Consider the following 18772-nt stretch of genomic DNA (forward strand, 5'->3'; position numbering starts at 1 on the left):
TTGAAAATAATAGATAAGCACTTTGCATGAATCGATGATGTAGAATGCCGATATAAACGACGAGCAGGTGATCAGGGTATGGATGCAGGTGATTTAAAAATATTTCAGGCGGTTGCCCGCGAAGGTAGTATCAGTAAAGCTGCACTCGCACTCAATTATGTACAATCCAATGTGACCACACGAATCAAACAGTTGGAGACACAGCTACAGGTTCCGCTGTTTCATCGTTCCAATCGGGGGATGTCTCTTACACCAGCGGGCGAGAATCTGCTTGTGTATGCGGATCGAATTTTGCAATTATTATATGAAGCAGAGCAGGCCACACAAGTGGGAAATCCGCCTTCCGGCATGCTTCGTCTGGGTGCCATTGAAACAGCAGCTTCCACTTTCCTCACGCCGCTCCTGGCTGAATACAGCTCATGCTACCCGGAGGTACAACACTCGCTTGTCACGGGTGGGACCCATGAGCTGAATCAGAAGGTGATCCAACATGAATTGCATGGGGCGTTAATATATGGCCCAATCGATCATCCTGATCTGAACTATATGAAGATGTATGACGAGGAATTGGTGTTGATCGCTCAACCTGGAGTGCATGAGATACACGAGTTATTATCCAAGCCAATGTTGTTTTTTGAGATCGGCTGCACACATCGCACTCAGGCGGAATCCTTTCTGCAAGATCAGGGTATCCACTCACTGAGCATTATGGAATATGGAACACTGGACACGATTCTGAATGGGGTATCTGCCGGGCTCGGTGTATCATTGCTGCCACGATCTTCAGTTACCAAAGCAGAATTAAGAGGTGAGATCGCGGTGATGTCTTTGCCAGATCCCTATTGCCGGTTGGAAGTAGGATTTGTGTATTCCCGTGGTGAACATATATCAAGTGCGCTAAGCGCTCTGGTACAGATCATTACAGAACCAGAACTATAGCCGTTATTGAAAAAGTAAGCTTTTGAACACGCATTATTAAAGGAGTGAATGGCTTTGGAGGATACTACGTTAACATTGGCTGATGCATTTAATCAGGTAGAATTTATTGTGGGCGGTCATGGCAGTCGCCAGGTGAAGGTGCTTCAGAACGTACTGGACCAGATGGATGGGGAGACCTTCAGTGATCACTACGGCAATGGCCCGATCATTGAAGAATTTCAGCAACAGATGGCTGACATTCTCGGCAAGGAATCGGCGGTATTCTTCCCAAGCGGAACGATGGCGCAGCAGATTGCGTTACGAATCTGGTGTGACCGCATAGGAGTGAAGCGAGTAGCTTACCACCCCCTATGTCATTTGGAAATCCATGAAGAAAACGGATTGAAGGAATTACACCAGATTGAATCGATTTTGCTGGCGGACAAGGAGCGGCTGATTCGTTTGCAAGATGTACAAGCGCTTGATCAGGACATTGCCTGCCTGCTCTTGGAACTGCCACAACGCGAGATTGGCGGGCAATTGCCAGCGTATGAAGAACTCGAAGCGATCTCGGCCTATTGCCGTGAACGCGGAATTAAGCTGCATCTGGACGGGGCACGCCTGTTTGAGATTACTCCCTATTACGAGAAAACGCCTGCGGAGATTTGCAGTCTGTTTGATACGGTGTATGTGTCCTTTTACAAAGGGATCGGGGGCATTGCGGGGGCCATATTGGCCGGGGACACGGATGTGATGCAAGAGTCGAAAGTATGGAAACGGCGGCACGGCGGTGATCTGATTGGCCTGTATCCGTATATTCTGAGTTCCCAGTATTATTTCAATGAACGGATTGGCAAAATGGAGCTTTATTATGAGCAGGCTAAAGAACTGGCATCTCTATTGAATGCGTGTCACGGGATACATACCTTGCCTGAGGTCCCGGTATCCAATATGTTCCATGTGCACTTTGCGCTCGCTGCTGACGAAGTTGAACCCCTTCTTGTGCAAATGGCTCAGCGATATGGCATAGGAATGACTTCATATCTGAACAAAACAAGTGCGAACAGCTGTGCTTTTGAATTGTCCACGGGGGATCGTTATGAGAAACTTCCCCAAGATAAGCTGCGTGCAGCACTGGAATGGCTGGATCAAGAATTGCGTACACAGGTGAGATAACAAGAGGATTCTAGTGTAAAGGAGGAGTCCAAGTGAAGTCGATCGAATTGGAACCGATTCGTGATCTTTTGGTGAAAGCTTACGATACGACAATGGGAGAAGGGTGCGCGCCGGAAACGCAACAGAGCATTGAGGATATTGAGCAGAAGTATAACGTAAAACTGCCCGCAGCGTACCGTGCACTTCTGCTCGAATTCGGAGCATGTAATTTCGGCGATCCAGCCTTGTATTCAGCCAAAGAACTGGATTGGGCATATCCCGAGTTTCTGGAAGTCTACCGTGAAGTTAAGAAAGAGTACCAGCTTTCAGATGATCTCAATCCGTTCCCGATTGGTGGATTTGGCGAAGGAAGTATGGCTATGCTCGATCAGACCTCGGGCAAGATCCTGATGTTGATCCACGATGCAGGAGATACGCCAATTCGAGAGATTGCAGCAGATTTTAATGATTTAATGACGCAGCTGACGGAGTCCGCGATCTGGGTACAGGAACAGATGAATTAACAGGGAGACGGAAGGAAGCGCAACAGACCTATGGATATTCGTAAGTTAAGATATTTTATAACCGTGGCGGAGGAGCTTCATTTTCACCGTGCAGCGGAAAAATTAAACATGACGCAGCCACCTTTGAGCCAGCAGATTCAAAATCTGGAGGAAGAGCTTGGCGTAAAGTTATTGGAGCGCACGAGAAAAATGGTTCGTTTGACGCCAGCGGGTGCCATCTTTCTGGAACAGGCCAGACTCATCATGGCCCAACTTGATCGATCCATTCAGCTTACACAAAAGGCTGATCAAGGTATCATTGGACATATATCCGTAGCCTTCGTGGACTCCGCTTCGGGCGGGATCATGGTGGAGGTGCTTAGAAAATTTCGCACTGCATATCCGCAGATTGAATTGACACTACATGAGATGACTTCGTCCCAACAATTACAGGCATTGGAAGACGGACAGATCCATATTGGATTTTTGCGGTATCAGGAAGATACCCGGCATGTTTCCTTCCGCCCCTGTCAGGAGGAAACGTTGCTCGCCGTGTTGCCTGATCATCACTCCATGGCAGCCCAGTCTCAAGTTTCGATTCGGGAACTGGCGGATGAAGATTTTATTTTATTCCCACGGCATCTTGGCTCCCCATTTCATCGAATGGTTCTGGACTATTGTAGAGCACATGGTGTAAATCCACGAATTACGCAGGAAGCGATCCAGATGTATACGATTGTAAATCTAGTTGCAGCGGGCATGGGGATTTCCATTGTTCCCTCCTCGGTGGATGTGTTCCAGCGAAAGGGTGTGGTCTTTCTTCCCTTACAAGAAAATCCGCCCTCCGTACCGTTGTATACGGCATGGCGGACGGATATGAATCAGGAAGTGGTATCCCGTTTTATGGACATTGTTGAGCGGGAATACGAGTTGCACTAAAGGTTATTTACACTTACACTGCGATGACAGAACAACCTTCCAATCGCTGTTATCCCCAGATTTTTTCGATCCCTTTCTCAAGGGGAAATCTGGTGCTAAAGGCGAAGTGTATGCTTCCGAAGTAGCTTTCTTGCAGAAAGCTTTTAGCTCCGCTTTTTCAGGTTTTTTTGTCCTCTCCGTTTTCGTGTAAATGATTAGTTCAACTTAGTATGTTGTGAGTAGTGAAAAAAGAAACTATCCCGTCTTGGTTGGATCACGCTCAATCCAAGGATTCAGTATTTTATCAATACGAGTCATGATCGCAGAGTCCAGTTTCACACCGGAGGCTTTTACATTTTCCAATACCTGCTCCGGCCGAGATGCGCCAATAATAACGGAACTGACATACGAGTGCTGAAGAACCCACGCCACAGCGAGTTGAGGAAGAGTTAGACCAATCTCTTTAGCGAGCGGAACAAGCTGTTGCACAGCGGTAAGAACATCTTCGCGTAGCCACTGACCAGCCAGTTTATTGAAAAAGGGTGCACCTGCCTCCCCAGCTGCACGTGATCCGGCGGGCAACGCTTCGTTAGGCACATATTTGCCTGATAGTATACCCTGAGCCAGAGGAGACCATGTAATCTGTCCAAGTCCTGCCTGATCGCTTGCAGGTACCACTTTTTGCTCAATCACACGCCATAACATTGAATATTGGGGCTGACTTGCAATGAAGGGTACATGAAGTTCCCGCGCCAAAGCGGCTCCTCTTGCAATCTGATCCGCGTTCCATTCACTCACCCCGATGTAGTGAACCTTGCCCTGACGCACCAGGTCGGAGAATGCCAGAAACGTCTCTTCCAGCGGCGTGCTGTAATCATAACGGTGAGCATAATAGACATCGATATAATCAGTCTGTAGCCGCCGTAATGAACCATTGCATGCTTCCATGATGTGTTTACGTGAAAGTCCGCGGTCATTATGACCTGTGCCGGTTGGGTGACAGACTTTGGTGCATAGTTCAATACTTTCTCTTCGTATATCCTTAAGAGCCTGTCCCAAGACGGTTTCTGCCTTCGTATTCGAGTACACGTCTGCCGTATCAAATGTGGTAATGCCTGCATCCAAAGCGGCGCTTACACAAGCTTCTGCTATTCCATCATGTACTTGCGCTCCATGCGTAATCCAATTCCCCAGTGAAATCTCACTGACGGTTAATCCACTGTTTCCTAACTTGCGATACTCCATCCATGCCGCCTCCCTATGTGATCTGGACTCCATTGTAGCAATGGCAGATTAATAGGTGAAATATCTTTTACCCCCATCTTTGATATGAAAAAGATATCAGTGCACCTACATGTTCTCCTGTATGTATTTACGATAGAGGGCAGGCGTAATTTCCTCGAACTTTTTGAATATTTTGATAAAATATCCCGATTCATTGAATCCCAGCTCATCACTGATCTGTGAGACAGGCATGTCGGTGACCTCCAGCAATTGCTTGGCCCACTTAATTTTGAGCCGTGCCAGGTAGGTTGTGAAATTCTCACCCGTTTCCTTGGCAAACAATCTGCTGAAATAACTCGGACTCAGGTGGCACAGATCAGCCATTTGTTTGAGCGAAACCTGTTCGCTTTTGTGACTATGAATGTATTCAAAAGCAGGCTGAAGCACGGGACTGGAGCTTTCCGCATCACTTGGGCTGTTCTTGAGATAGGCATCCGCAATCGCATTGGTCATTTCTTTTTTGATCGACTCGATATTACGAATGGAGTAACCCGGCAGAATGGTGGAGAGGTTCAGAGACTCCTGATTGCCTGAAGCTTTCTCGAACATTTCAACTAATAAATTTTTGTTGAGCGCTTCCTCCACAATGTAGTTGCAGAGCAGGGATAACATGTTGGAGATTTTCACAATCTCTTCATAGGTCATCACAGGCAGCTGGGCGTAATCATCCTTTAATTCCTCCAGCTTCGCTGCATGCATGGGTACGTTTTTGGACGTGACAATTTGCTCCAAGTCGCTACCTTTCTCGGGATCGGCGAGTTTCACTTGTCCTGCCATGACGGCGCCGATATATTTACCATCGATTGTAATCGGAATCGCGATATCTATAATATTGAAATGGCATAAATACACATAAGGCTCATTCAACCGAACGGCTTCCAGACCGCCGCGTGAATCACATTTTTGGCAGTAGGGGAGCAGCTCGGGGTCTTTGCGTACGTTCTGGCAGAAGGCCTGACAACTGCTGTGACTGGTTACAGGAATGCCTTTATAATCAACGGTGAGGATCGCCAGTTTGGTTACTGTTGCAAGAGAATCTTGTAGACGCTTCCATTTATTAAGGTCCAAAATTTTATTGATATGCAGATATTCTTTGATCATTGGTGCAACCTCCATATCTAACCTAATTCATGATTTAGGCCGTTAAAAGTTAGCAAGTTGTACATATTAAGATGTAATGATGACGGGTAATGTATGATGGGAGGTCAAAATTCAACCATCTCATGACAATAACATACCATGATTGCACCAAAAAGCAAAAAATTACGATTGTAAGTTATAATAATTTGTTATCAAAGTCCACTGTAAACCTGCTGGCTATGCGTTATATTAAGGTCAATTGCAAGAGATTAAAATTTAATGTATTCACTACACCATTCCATATCCTTTAGGAGGCTATATTAATATGAGAAAAGCATTTATCAGCCCAACCAAATATGTACAAGGCGAAGACGAATTGTTGAACCTGGGGTACTTTGTGAAATCCTTTGGAGAATCTGCCTTGCTGATCGCACATCCGGATGATGTACAGCGTGTCAAAGCAAAGCTTGATGCAACAGCTGAAAAATTCAATATTACATTTGTTGAAAGCGGTTTTAAAGGGGAATGTTCCCGTGAGGAAGTTGCGCGTCTGCAAGCAATCGCGAAGGAAAAAGGATGTGACTCTACCATCGGTCTTGGTGGCGGTAAATCCATTGATGCAGCCAAATGTGTGGCTGAAGGCGAAGCATTGATCATCTGCCCAACAATTGCGGCAACAGACGCACCGACAAGTCACTCCGCTGTATTGTACACACCGGAAGGTTCGTTCGATGACTATGCTTACTTTAAACAAAGCCCAAGTGTCGTTCTCGTCGATACCACGGTAATCGCCAACGCACCAACACGTTTCCTCGTATCCGGTATGGGAGATGCGCTCTCTACATACTTCGAAGCAAGAGCAACAGCGAAATCCTATTCCCGTGTAAACGCAAGTTTGCCAATGGGTTCTCGTGAAGGATATACACCATCCGCAGTAGGTACCAATGCGGCACTTGCCTTGGCAAAACTGTGTTATGAGATGCTGCTAACTGATGGTGCAAAAGCGAAAGTGGCAAGTGACAGCAACGTCGTGACCCAAGCGCTGGAGAACATCGTTGAGACCAACATTCTGTTGTCTGGCCTTGGATTCGAAAGTGGCGGTCTGGCCGCAGCACATGCGATCCACAACGGTTTGACTGTTTTGGAGGGAACACATCACTTCTTCCACGGGGAAAAAGTATCTTTCGGTACGATTGCACAACTCGTTCTTGAAAATGCACCAACCGAAGAGCTGCATGAAGTCATGGACTTCTGTCTCGAAGTAGGACTGCCGATCAGCTTGGCGGATATCGGTGTAGATACAATTAGTCAGGAAGAGCTGTTGAAAGTGGCAGAGATCGCTTGTATTCCGGAAGAATCCATTCACGCGATGCCATTCCCAATCACCGTTCCTGAAGTGGCTGCTGCCATTGCTGCGGCTGACCGAATGGGTCGTGAGTACAAAGCAGCACGCCGGGAGGCAAAATAATGAAAAAAATTATTAACCAAGCTGAACATGTTGTTATGGAAATGTGTAACGGGATTGCGCTTGCACACCCGGAGCTTGAATTTCTGAAAAAATATAAAGTCATCAAACGCAGAGAGATTCAGGCTGATAAAGTCAGCCTGATCAGTGGTGGCGGCAGCGGACATGAACCGGCTCACGCAGGTTATGTGGGTAAAGGGATGCTGGATGCAGCGGTATGTGGAGATGTATTCGCATCTCCTTCTCAAATCCAGGTGTATCAAGCGATTAAGGCAACAGCTAGCAACAAGGGTACACTCCTGATCATCAAGAACTATAGCGGTGACATGATGAACTTCAAGAATGCAGCGCATCTGGCTGAAGAAGATGGCATTGACGTACAGTATGTTCGTGTTGAGGATGATATCGCTGTGCAAGACAGCTTGTACACGGTAGGACGCCGCGGTGTTGCGGGAACTGTACTGGTTCACAAGATTGCCGGAGCAGCAGCCGAAGAAGGCCGCAGCCTGGCAGATGTGAAATCCGTTGCTGAGAAAGCAGCTCAGAATGTTCGCAGTATTGGTTTTGGATTCACATCCTGTACCGTGCCAGCCAAAGGTACGCCTACCTTCGAAATTGCTGAAGACGAGATGGAATTCGGCGTAGGGATTCATGGTGAGCCAGGAATTCGTCGTGAGAAAATCGTATCTGCGGATGAATTGGCAGGACGTATGGTTGAAGCGTTGCTCGCAGACATGAAGCTGGATAAGGATGCATCCGCTGAGATTGCGGTACTCGTGAATGGTTTTGGTGCAACGCCACTGCAAGAACTGTACCTGCTCAACAATTCCGTTCAACGTGAGCTTGCAGGACATGCAGGTCTAAAGGTTGCGACTACGTTTGTAGGCAACTACATGACAAGTATCGATATGGCAGGGGCATCGGTTACGATTCTGAAACTGGATGATGAACTGAAAACGCTGTTGTTCAAGGAAAGTGATACTCCTGCGTTTAAAGTATCCGGTCCTCCAGTGGCACAAGTGGCGTATTCCGAAGCGTTGGAAGCGGTTGTTGGTGAAGACGCTCCCGTATCTTATGAAGTGGAGACGGATGCATCTGCTGCGGTAATCGAAGGCAATCAATTTTCATTGGACAATGTCGTCTATCTGATCGATAAAATGGGTGAGATCATCATCAAGAACGAGGTACCGTTCTGTGAACTGGATTCCCATGCCGGTGATGGCGACTTCGGTATGAGTGTGGCTAAAGGCTTCCGCCAGTTGAAACGCGAATGGAATCACATCATTAACGAACATAAAAAAGATATCGGATCGTTCTTGGATGCATGCTCCTTGGTCATCATGGAATATTGTGGCGGCGCATCCGGCCCAATCTGGGGTTCGGCATTCCGTGCGGCTGGCAAAGCTGTAGGGGATAAACAGCAATTAAACGTTGCTGAGTTCGCTGAGATGATGCATGCAGCCGTGCAAGGGATTCAGTCTACTGGAGAGCGTTCCTTCGGACGTGGTGCCGTTGTAGGCGACAAAACTTTGATCGATGCACTCGTTCCATGTGCCGATTCCTGGACACAAAGTGCGGAGTCTGGTGATGACTTCAAAACTGCATTTGCCAAAGGTGCAGCAGCAGCCGTTGAAGGTGCGAAGAAAACAGAAGATATCGTGGCACGTATGGGCCGCGCAGGTACCGTCGGCGATCGCAGTCTGGGGTACCCAGATGCTGGCGCGTATGCGCTGGGTGTTATATTCACAGAGCTGTCCGAGTCGATGAAGTAAAGCTGTCGACAAACTCGCAACTGTAAAATTATAGAGTGTTTCTACGAAGAGGATGTCCATAAGTCATGAATATGACGGGGGACATCCTCTTTGCTGTGTTTTTTTGTGGTAATGAACCTGTGTTGGGTTCGTTAGCAATTGGAGCGAGGGTGAATTCCTTTTGAGACAGCTCCTCCGTTGTAAAGAGTACATAGTCAACCTAAATGCGCTTATTGAAAACTTCTATAATAAACTCTATATGGAAATTACAGGTGATAATTCATATACTTATAGGAGTATGGAGTCTGCACAAGCGATCAGATTTCTCACATCCGTATCTGACGGAGGAAGCTTATAGTTTTTGAAAAAAAATAATACGGAGGTAGAAGTTATGAGCGATATAAAACTGCCAATGATAAGACCTTCTGTACATGGTTACCTATGTAATGCCTATCCACTCTCAATTGTAATGCAGCATAAACAATCGGAGGCTTGGTTTTACAGTAATTATATTCAATTGATTTGTGCTGGAAACTTTCCAGAAGGGAAATTCTTGTCGTTTTATACATCTAACTTGCCTTGGTATGATTTCTTTATGAGTTGTCCTCTCATTAACTATCAAAAGATCAACCAACACTTTTTGGAAAAATATATGGGGGGCATCATCAGCTTTATTTGTGATTCTATTGATCAAAATCAATATATTCATTTGTATGTGGATGAAAGTTATATTGCCCATAAAAAGGCGTATAAAAAATATGCTTTGCCGCATGAAATGTTAATTTTCGGTTATAACAAAGAGACATTAAAATTTTATGTATCAGGCTATAATTCAGATGTTATATTCGGAGAATATGAGGTAGGCTTTGAAGAGTTTCTAGTCGCTTTTAACCATTGTGATAAAACAAAAAATAGAGAATATGTATGTTTATTATCGTATAACCCAGAGCATAATTATCATTTTGATCTAAAATTGATTATTAGATCTTTGAAGGAGCTAAGGTTTAGTCTCAATTCATCTTATCATTATCGTTCTATGAGCACTCCTTCTAATTGGATCTTTGGATTATCCATCTATGATCATATTGTTCAATATTTAAGTGATCAAGTTAGTACATCAAAGGAAAAGATTGATATACGAATCTTTCATACCATGTGGGAGCATAAGCGTGTGATGTTGGATAGATTAGATTATTTGAAAGAACATCATTATTTGGACGATGCTGACGAGCTTATAAAAATATATTCTGAAATCGAATCGGATTCAAAAATTTTAAGAAATTTGGCTATAATATATAACAAAAATGAGAACGCCACCAGTATAACTTCTATCATTGAAAAACTGAAAAAAATCAAGACTATAGAAGAGAATGCATTAAGCGACTTAATTTCAAAGTTGGAAAGTGTGGAGATCGATGAAAAGCTCCTGAGTCATTATTATCTATAATGTATACAGAGGTGCAGTATGAGGTATAGGAATCTATGATGCGTGTAAAGTATAGCCATAAACCTTTAAAAAAGTTGTCTGATTTAATGTTTAATGTAGATAATACACAGCTAGCGATTTATTAGCTACAACTAAAGGGGGAGTCAGAGAAAGCGGACTTAGCTCCCCTTCGTATCAACTAATGAGCCTCCAGTTTCCTTCCGAATGTCCTGTTCTCTGCACGCTTGAATACCCCATACATAACCATGTTTAATAAACCGAGTATAGCCCGCTTCCAATCCTAATACTGCACTTCCCTAGACAATGGATAGGACAACGCTCAGCATGCTGAATAGGCTTATGAACTGTATCTCACTGTTACTCTAGTGTTATTGGCTTGATAATGTTAAATAGTGTAAGCTTGAGAGCAGATATAAGGGTTCTAATGATGCGTAATGCGATATGTCAAACGGGCAACAAAAGTGGTATCTATATGAATGAGAAGGGATCTGGATGATTCAATGACTCAAAAAATCTATTATGACTCTGCTTATACAAGAGAGTGGCATACAACAATTACTGGCAAAGTAGACAAGGAAGATGGTGTATATGTCACGCTGGCGGAGACTGCTTTTTACCCGCATGGGGGTGGACAACCTTGTGATGTGGGACAGATTGGCGGCATCGCTGTACTGGATGTAAACATCGAAGACGGAGAGGTATGGCATAAGCTGGAACGTGCTCCTGAACAGAGCGAGGTACAGTGCGAGCTGGATTGGGCGCGAAGATTCGATCATATGCAGCAGCATACGGGACAGCATTTGTTATCGGCAATGACGTTGAAAGTGGCTGAAGCGATGACGCTCAGTTTCCATCTCGGTACGGAGTATGACACGATTGATGTGGCTGCTGAGTTGGGAGCGGATCAATTGACCATCATTGAACAAGAGGTGAATCGTCAGATCTATCGTAATGCTCGCATCAACACGTCTTGGGTTACGGCAGAAGAGGCTGCACAATTGCCGCTGGTGAAGCAACCTACGGTAACAGAAGACATTCGTATCGTCGAGATCGAAGGTGTGGAGTATAACGCCTGCGGCGGAACCCATGTGTCGGCGACAGGTGAAATCGGCATCATCAAACTGTTAAAGACCGAAAAAGTGAAGGGCGGTACCCGTATTTATTTCAAATGTGGAACAAGGGCGCTGAATGAATTCACATCCGTTCAACATGTGCTCAATAGCATTATGGTTAAATTAAAGACCAGCAAGGACGAATTATTGGAGCGTATTGAGAAAATGGAACTGGAGCAAAAACAGCTGCAAACTGAGCTGAATGCAGTGAAAACAACCAATGATGCCTACTATGCGGAGCAACTTCTGGCTGCTCGCGAAGGGCTGGTGATTGCTCAGGTCTTTGAAGACAAATCGCTCAAGGATATGCAGAGCCTGGCTACCAAATTGACGACAGACCATGAAGGTCTCGTACTCTTTGCCAGTATCTCCGAGGCGAAAGTTGTTCTGGCACAGAACGGACAGCCGCCTGAATGGGCTTGCGGACCTTTCTTCAAAGGCAATCTTGGTGCCTACCAGGGCAAAGGTGGCGGCAGTGAGAAAATGGCTCAGGCCGGCTTTGCCAGCAGTGAAGACGCGCTTGCCTTTTACGAATTCACCAAGGACCAGTTGGGACATCACTGATCTGTATTTTGCAGATACGAAACAGGCAGTATTGCAATATGAGTTGGACAAGCACGTCACATTGTGGCGTGTTTTCCATGGATATCGAGGGACATGGGTTACTGGTTACATGAGTTGAACGATTGGCAATCGTTGAAGGAGGTTGGAAGATGACAGAACGAATTCCGTGTATACGGGAGGCATGTGCAAATACCATTTTGCCAGCAACGGCTGCCAGAACAGGTGGATTATGCATGCCTTGCAAGCAGGAGATGGAGCGCGAGGAGCGCCAGAGGTATATTGAAGCGAATCGACGTGACGTGAACTTGTATGCAGGTATCACAGACCCGGTCGAAGTATTGAAAATCATGCATGAACCTCAGGTTCGCGATCCTCTAATTCGTTATGTACCCTATGAACAATCCAAGGAAGAGGTATATCTATCCTTGTCTGCAGAGCAACAAGATCAGATGAAGGATTATGCGATGCAGCGGATTCAAGCGGGTGATGAAGATACCGGCAAAGATATCCTGATATACCTTGTTTGCTACCATGATATATCGTTGACCGCCGAAATTCCTGAGCTGCTGGAGCAGGAGATCTATTATCCTGCGATTTTGGTTAAAAGTGCCTCGCCTGAAGTTCGAGATCGTCTTTTGCAGCAGGTGAACACCGATGATGAGAATCGAAACCACATATTGCTCATGTTGGCCCATATCGGGGACGATGTTGTCGTGCAGCGGTTCCGGCAATGGAGACAATCTCCGCCATCTTGGACGAGCGAGTCGTACGTGGCACCTGAGCATTACACCACTGAAGCTGGATGGGAGCTTACGAAAGACGGGCAGTGCAGAGCGTTATTCACCACCCCAAGTTATTCACTCTATAAAGTAACAGAAAATGAAGAAAATAACGTGGCAATATCCGGAGATTCGCTATTGATGCTGACCCCGAGCGCTCAAGGTTGTCCATGGTGTGGTAGTGCGTTAACGTCCTTAATTAATCTGGATGTTAAGCATCCGGCACTGCGGGATGTGTCTTGGCATGCTGAGCGACTTCAGATCCAGACTTGCGTGATATGCAGTAGTTATGGCGTGGTTTACATGGAATTGGACGCAGCAGGGGAACCGTTATGGAGTTCTCATAATGTCATGCCTATGGGAATGGATGAGATTGACCTGGAAGACTATGGTGAACTTGCACCGGATGTCGGCCGGCAGTTTAGGATTGCGAATGCATCGCGTCATGCATTCCATGCCAGTGAGTGGGGGATGGAGCCATCGCTATCTCAGATCGGGGGCCATCCGGGTTGGGTTCAGGATGCGGAGTATCCACCATGTCCATGCTGTTCCGCGAGAATGAAGGCTGTCGCACAACTGGATTGGGGTGAGGTTGAGGAATATGGTGAGGGCATGTATTACATGTTCATATGTGAGCCGTGTCAGATGACCGCCGTATCGTACCAGCAATCTTGAGGTGGAAGCTATGATTATAAGCCATTAACACATCTATAGTACTACAGGACCGATTCGGTTGTAAGAGAGTGGACAGTTGCAATCATACTATGACTATATAAGGCATCCCGTAAGTTCTTGAACTTCATGGATGCCTTTTTGCTTGCTCTGCGCAGGATACAAGGAGGCTATCTGCTCCAATTAGCCTTTTTTATGTTAGTTATTTAGTCAGCAGTGAGAGAATGGGCGGTTTTTCTGCGTGCTTGGGCAGCTTTGTCGTACGCACACAATGTAACGAACCCAGCACGTCTTATTAGGCGATTTTGCAGCACTGTAGAATTCTAACGAATCGTAGCGATGTTATTGCTTCTTATGCCAGGTGTTTTCGAAGCAAATCAGAGGTTTTGTCTGTAATAAGACTGCTGAGATTCGTTAGAATTTCATATGGCTGTATAACTGCGATATAAGGTGTGTCCGATTCGTTAGCGTTCGGCCCGAACCCGAACCCGAACCCGAACATTAACCCATCTCGTACACACCGCCCGCGCAATTACTACTCATACACACTAGCCGCCAGCATAATAACACCTAAGTTACTCCTACTGCGAGCGTATGCTCCTGTTCAATACATCCGTCTACAATTCCGCAGATGCCTGCTTTAACAAACCAGCCAACCACTCATAATCCGGCGTATCTTTTTCCTTGAGCTTGATCGTTTTGCGTTCTTCCGGGCCTTCAAATATGCCATCGGGTAGATCAAGTCCGGTTGCATGAAAGATCGTGAAGGATACGGCTTGTTTGGATGGAGAGATGACCGCAGCGTAACTTCCGTTTTTCAAAAAATGAGGTTTCTTGTATTGCACGCGTTCCTGCACGTCTGGGATGGTATCATGCACCATTTGTCGCAATTGTTCAGCGACCTGTACTTGCCAGGGGATCTGAATCTGTTCAATAAACGCAGTAACTTCTACATTCTTGGTCATGCATGTTCACCCTCCGTATGGATCTGATTGTGTGTTTCCCATTCTGATCTCAGGATTCCCATCATTAAGCGGTCGTAACGTTTGCCATCACGATATACTGCTGAACGTGCCCGACCTTCCAATTGAAAACCAACCTTCTCATAGGAGCGAATCGCTTTGGCATTGTAGGCGATGACATCGAGACCAACCCGGTCCAGATTCATCTCGTGGAATGCATATCGTAAAATAAGATTCAACGCTTCCGTGCCATATCCCTTGTTGCGATGTTCCGCAAGTCCGATGCCAATGGCAAGCTGTCCGCAGCGGTTATTCCATTCAATGCTATGAATGACGACAAAACCAATCAGCGTATCCTCTTCATGCGTGCGAAGTCTGAAGTACACTTCCTTGTTCTTAGTCTCGCCCTCATCTTCCAACTGTTTCTCTGAATAGGGAATGGCAAGATCAGTATCCACATTCCGTAGATATTCCGGGTCTTCGTTCCATTGCAGCATGGTCTGCACATCTTCAGCACGTGGGGGTGTCATTTTCAATCGTGTGCTATAAAACAGGTTATCCGTTGTTAGTGTCATAGGGTTCTCCTTTTACATCTGATAGCCTCATCATACTGGAAATTACAGATGGATCACAATAGAACATTTTATTGCATATAAGTGGCCTCTTGTCATGAAACCTAACACGGTAGTAAGATGAATTAATCGAAATGCATTCAGTGATAGAACCAATAAAAATGTCAGCAGGAGTGATATGTTTTGGAGATCAAAGTGGATGATTTGAGTGGAGTACAAGTGAAGGCATTAATCGCGGAGCACTTGCAAGGGATGGCAGCGGATTCGCCTCCAGAGAGTATTCATGCGTTGAATCTGGATGGACTCAAGAAGCCTGAAATTACATTCTGGTGTGCATGGGAAGCGGATGAACTACTGGGCTGCGGAGCCATCAAAGAACTTGATCCAGAACATGCAGAATTGAAGTCGATGCGTACGGCTTCGGCCCACTTGAGAAAAGGCGTAGCGAGAAAAATTTTGGCTCACATTATGGAGGTTGCCACAGAACGTGGCTATAAACGAATTAGTCTGGAGACGGGTTCAATGGATTCATTTATCCCGGCAAGGAAGCTGTATGAAGATTTCGGATTCGAATATTGCGAACCATTCGCGGACTATATTTTGGACCCGAACAGCGCATTTATGACGAAAACAATCTAAATGGATTCGCATGAGAAACCAGCATTCTGTTTGTACAGGATGCTGGTTTTTATTTATTTTGCAACATATCGTACATTTTTAAAGTTGGAAAAAGAGTAGAATACACGCAATGATGTAACATGGACCATGCTATGAAAAGGGTGGAGGGAGCTGTGGATGATATATTGGTGGCTAGATCAGATGAATCCGCTGTTTGCCGTCTTAGTGTTATGTCCTATAATTGCTGTGGTGCTTACCTAGATTGTATACAGATTGCTTTGTGCCATTGTGGGGTATAAAACATAGGTTATGTCCAAATATGCTTGGGATGAATTGGCCATAAGGAACTTCTGGGCTGATTGCTGGACAATAGGGTATACTGGACATTATGTCTATGAAACAAGACAGTATTACAGACGTTTTTTACATCAGGAGGATTTGAATTGGCTCAGACAGAAGGAACACTACAGAAGAAGCTTAAACCAAGACACATCAGTTTTATGGCTATGGGCGGTGTCATTGGTACAGGGATTTTCAAAGGCAGCGCAGAGACAATCGGACTCGCAGGTCCGGGCGTTATTATCACGTACATTTTTGCCGGATTATTGCTGCTGGTGGTTATGGCCGCGATGGCGGAGATGGCTACGGTGTATAAAAACAAGAATATGAAAGACTTCGTGCAGGAAGCATTCGGTAGCCGAGTTTCCTTTGTTATGGGATGGATGTATTGCTTCCTATGGTTATCGGTATGTGTTATTGAGGTGATTGCCGCCGGGAGCTTTTTGCAGTATTGGTTTACAGAAGTACCGTTGTGGATGCTGAGTCTGGCGTGTGCGGCGTTCATTATACTGGTTAATCTGCTCAGTGTGGGTGTGTTCGGGGAATTTGAGTTCTGGCTGGCCGGGATTAAAATTGCCATGATCATCATTTTTATCTTCCTGGGTGCAGGGTTGATCTTTGGCATTATTCCAAGTGATAACACCCCTTATCTGCAAAATTATACACAAGCAGGCGGGTTCTTCCCCAACGGTTGGTCATCGATCTTCTCGGCACTGCTTGTGGTCATGTTCTCTTATGGTGGATCGGAGCTGATTGGTCTGACTCTGACGGAGACGGAAAATGCAGAAAAAGTGATGCCCAAAATCGTGGGCAATTTCATGCTTCGAATTATTCTGTTCTTCACCTTGCCGATTCTCATCATCTGTGGTCTCATCCCATGGAATGAGATTGGGCCGGAAAGCAGTCCGTTTGTACAGGTACTCGCCTCAACGGGACTACCAGGAGCAGCACACATTATGAACTTTATTTTGGTGACGGCAGTTCTGTCCGCTGCAAATTCAGGGATCTACGGTGCATCCCGGATGATGCATTCCATGGCAGTGGGTGGTGAAGCTCCGAAGGCATTATCACAGACAAATCGTAACGGCAGCCCGGTTAATACCTTGCTGGTGTGCGCGGTTGTATTGCTCGGAGGTTCCATGCTTGGTCTGTTCGCGCAGGATCAACTGTTCCGTGTATTGCTCGCAGTTCCGGGCTTTGTGGTCATCCTTGTGTGGATCTGTATTGCCTCATCACAGTTAAAACTGCGGAAGAGATATCCGGTTCAACCAACCTTCAAAGTTTGGGGTTTCCCTTACATCACCGGAGTGGTGGTACTATGTCTCAGTGTGATTGCTGTGATGTTTGTGTTCGATGAAGGTAATCGGTTCAGCATTAGCATCTGTCTTGCCGTGCTTGCGTTGCTGATCATCTGGTCCCTGATTAGATTCAGGAGGACGAATGGACGAACAGTTTAGTATGAATGGGTAGTCATCATTAATGAGAAAACTTTATAAGTAAAATAGGGGCTGCTTTTAGCAGTCCCTATTTTATACACTTTGAGCGAATATATTTTGTTCTATAACCAGAACCGATTGCTAGAATGGACATTAACACTTTCCTATTAATTATTTAGACATATATCTAATCTTTGGGTAGCTTTTCCCAAGGGGTGGAGTACTTTGCGGCGATTTCACCAAAGCGTACTAGATTATGCTTCGCCCTTTTTGTTTAAGTGCATGTCAGCTTTCAATCTTCAACTTTAGAAAACGGAGATTTGATTTTAAAGAATTCCTTATATGACATTGGTTTTCGGCCAATCAGACGTTCAAGATCTCCAGACGTTTCCGAGAATTCTCCAGTGTTGATTGCCCGCATCCAACCTAATAAGAAATCAGTCATATGAACAGGTAAGCCATTCGCTACCATAGTGTCTATATATTCGGTTTCGCTAATTGCCTCATAAGGGATATTGATTTCACTAATCTCCGAGAGGGCTGCAGCGATATCTTCGAAAGAGCTTCCCTCACTGCCGCTTAGAGTATATGACTTATTTTCGTGCCCGTTTTCGGTGAGAACGGCTACGTTGGCTGCCGCCAAATCATCCAGAGATGCAGCGGATACTTTACCGGAACCCTTTGGTACTCGCACACTTCCAAATTTAAGTGCATCTCCAGAGAACGAATTTATGACTTCAAGATACGGTGGATTCCGCAGGATTGTATAGTCTAATCCGGATGCTTTAAGCGTTTGTTCAGCGAATAAGTCTGACATCGTTACTTCGGGCAAAATTAGATTTGAATTTTCTTTTCGTATGATCGACGTGAAGATGACTTGCTTAACCCCAGCCTGCTTTGCAGCAGCGATGACGTTGAAATGTTGTGTATTGCGATCGGTAAATGCTACGGCGGAAATGAGCATCACTTTTTCAACACCATCAAAAGCTTGTAGAAGAGAGTTATAATCAAAATAGTCGCCTTGATGGGCTTCCACACCTTCTTTAATCAATCTTGCCACTTTATCAGATTCCGGATTACGGACTAATATAGCCACCTGATTTGACGGAACTTTTTTGAGAAGAAGTTCTAGCGTTCTGCTTCCGAGATTACCTGTTGCTCCAGTAATAAGTATTTTCCCCATATTTACAACTCCTT

Annotated in this window: 16 protein-coding genes; 11 read left to right on the forward strand and 5 right to left on the reverse strand. The window is 45.4% G+C overall.

From position 1 onward, the window contains the following. The first annotated feature begins 78 nt into the window (after positions 1 to 78). The 4 genes from MKY85_RS04670 to MKY85_RS04685 are packed head-to-tail and all read left to right on the forward strand — an operon-like array spanning position 79 to position 3515. On the forward strand, positions 79 to 939 hold the full coding sequence (locus MKY85_RS04670) for a LysR family transcriptional regulator (RefSeq protein WP_342571924.1): 861 nt from the start codon (positions 79 to 81) through the stop codon (positions 937 to 939). A 48-nt stretch (positions 940 to 987) separates the two neighbouring features. Beyond that, positions 988 to 2094: a beta-eliminating lyase-related protein gene (locus MKY85_RS04675; RefSeq protein WP_342571925.1), complete on the forward strand. Its 1107-nt coding sequence runs from the start codon at positions 988 to 990 to the stop codon at positions 2092 to 2094. Between the two features lie 32 nt (positions 2095 to 2126). Further along, a complete protein-coding gene (locus MKY85_RS04680; RefSeq protein WP_342571926.1) occupies positions 2127 to 2597 on the forward strand; it encodes an SMI1/KNR4 family protein in 471 nt (156 codons plus the stop codon). A gap of 30 nt (positions 2598 to 2627) precedes the next feature. Beyond that, complete coding sequence (locus MKY85_RS04685; RefSeq protein ID WP_339258991.1) at positions 2628 to 3515, forward strand: LysR family transcriptional regulator; 888 nt, start codon at positions 2628 to 2630, stop codon at positions 3513 to 3515. Between the two features lie 234 nt (positions 3516 to 3749). Here the strand turns inward: MKY85_RS04685 and MKY85_RS04690 are convergent, their stop codons facing one another. After that, complete coding sequence (locus MKY85_RS04690; RefSeq protein WP_342571927.1) at positions 3750 to 4739, reverse strand: aldo/keto reductase family protein; 990 nt, start codon at positions 4737 to 4739, stop codon at positions 3750 to 3752. 105 nt (positions 4740 to 4844) lie between these two features. Continuing rightward, positions 4845 to 5879, reverse strand: coding sequence for a PocR ligand-binding domain-containing protein (locus MKY85_RS04695; RefSeq protein WP_342571928.1), 1035 nt, complete (start codon positions 5877 to 5879; stop codon positions 4845 to 4847). Between the two features lie 304 nt (positions 5880 to 6183). Between MKY85_RS04695 and MKY85_RS04700 the strand changes: the two genes are divergently transcribed. The 5 genes from MKY85_RS04700 to MKY85_RS04720 all read left to right on the forward strand — a co-directional run bounded on the left by MKY85_RS04700 (position 6184) and on the right by MKY85_RS04720 (position 13651). Next, on the forward strand, positions 6184 to 7326 hold the full coding sequence (locus MKY85_RS04700; protein WP_342571929.1) for a glycerol dehydrogenase: 1143 nt from the start codon (positions 6184 to 6186) through the stop codon (positions 7324 to 7326). Next, positions 7326 to 9095, forward strand: coding sequence for a dihydroxyacetone kinase subunit DhaK (gene dhaK / locus MKY85_RS04705; RefSeq protein ID WP_342571930.1), 1770 nt, complete (start codon positions 7326 to 7328; stop codon positions 9093 to 9095). The genes MKY85_RS04700 and dhaK overlap by 1 nt, the downstream gene beginning before the upstream one ends. 370 nt (positions 9096 to 9465) lie before the next feature. Next, positions 9466 to 10521 carry a hypothetical protein gene (locus MKY85_RS04710; RefSeq protein WP_342571931.1) on the forward strand — a complete coding sequence of 352 codons (1056 nt, stop codon included), beginning with the start codon at positions 9466 to 9468 and terminating at the stop codon, positions 10519 to 10521. 500 nt (positions 10522 to 11021) lie between these two features. After that, positions 11022 to 12197 (forward strand): alanyl-tRNA editing protein, encoded by a 1176-nt coding sequence (locus MKY85_RS04715; protein ID WP_342571932.1) that lies wholly within the window; start codon positions 11022 to 11024, stop codon positions 12195 to 12197. Between the two features lie 149 nt (positions 12198 to 12346). Then, on the forward strand, positions 12347 to 13651 hold the full coding sequence (locus MKY85_RS04720; RefSeq protein ID WP_342571933.1) for a DUF1963 domain-containing protein: 1305 nt from the start codon (positions 12347 to 12349) through the stop codon (positions 13649 to 13651). Between the two features lie 614 nt (positions 13652 to 14265). Here MKY85_RS04720 and MKY85_RS04725 read toward each other — a convergent pair. Next, on the reverse strand, positions 14266 to 14613 hold the full coding sequence (locus MKY85_RS04725; RefSeq protein ID WP_342571934.1) for a DUF1801 domain-containing protein: 348 nt from the start codon (positions 14611 to 14613) through the stop codon (positions 14266 to 14268). Further along, entirely contained in the window at positions 14610 to 15185 is a 576-nt protein-coding gene (locus MKY85_RS04730; RefSeq protein WP_339239814.1) for a GNAT family protein, read from the reverse strand. Before MKY85_RS04730 ends, MKY85_RS04725 begins: the two co-directional genes overlap by 4 nt. A 180-nt stretch (positions 15186 to 15365) precedes the next feature. Here MKY85_RS04730 and MKY85_RS04735 point away from each other — a divergent pair, with 180 nt between their 5' ends. Together MKY85_RS04735 and MKY85_RS04740 are read left to right on the forward strand one after the other, a co-directional pair. Beyond that, positions 15366 to 15821: a GNAT family N-acetyltransferase gene (locus tag MKY85_RS04735; protein WP_339239815.1), complete on the forward strand. Its 456-nt coding sequence runs from the start codon at positions 15366 to 15368 to the stop codon at positions 15819 to 15821. Positions 15822 to 16243: 422 nt separating this feature from the next. Beyond that, the gene (locus tag MKY85_RS04740) at positions 16244 to 17596 is read left to right on the forward strand and encodes an amino acid permease (RefSeq protein WP_339259010.1); all 1353 of its coding nucleotides are present in this window, start codon (positions 16244 to 16246) and stop codon (positions 17594 to 17596) included. 271 nt (positions 17597 to 17867) lie between these two features. Here MKY85_RS04740 and MKY85_RS04745 read toward each other — a convergent pair whose 3' ends face one another. Beyond that, the gene (locus tag MKY85_RS04745) at positions 17868 to 18758 is read right to left on the reverse strand and encodes an SDR family oxidoreductase (protein WP_342571935.1); all 891 of its coding nucleotides are present in this window, start codon (positions 18756 to 18758) and stop codon (positions 17868 to 17870) included. Positions 18759 to 18772 lie beyond the last annotated feature (14 nt).

It is taken from the genome of Paenibacillus sp. FSL R5-0749 (genome assembly GCF_038595085.1).
Lineage (GTDB): Bacteria > Bacillota > Bacilli > Paenibacillales > Paenibacillaceae > Paenibacillus.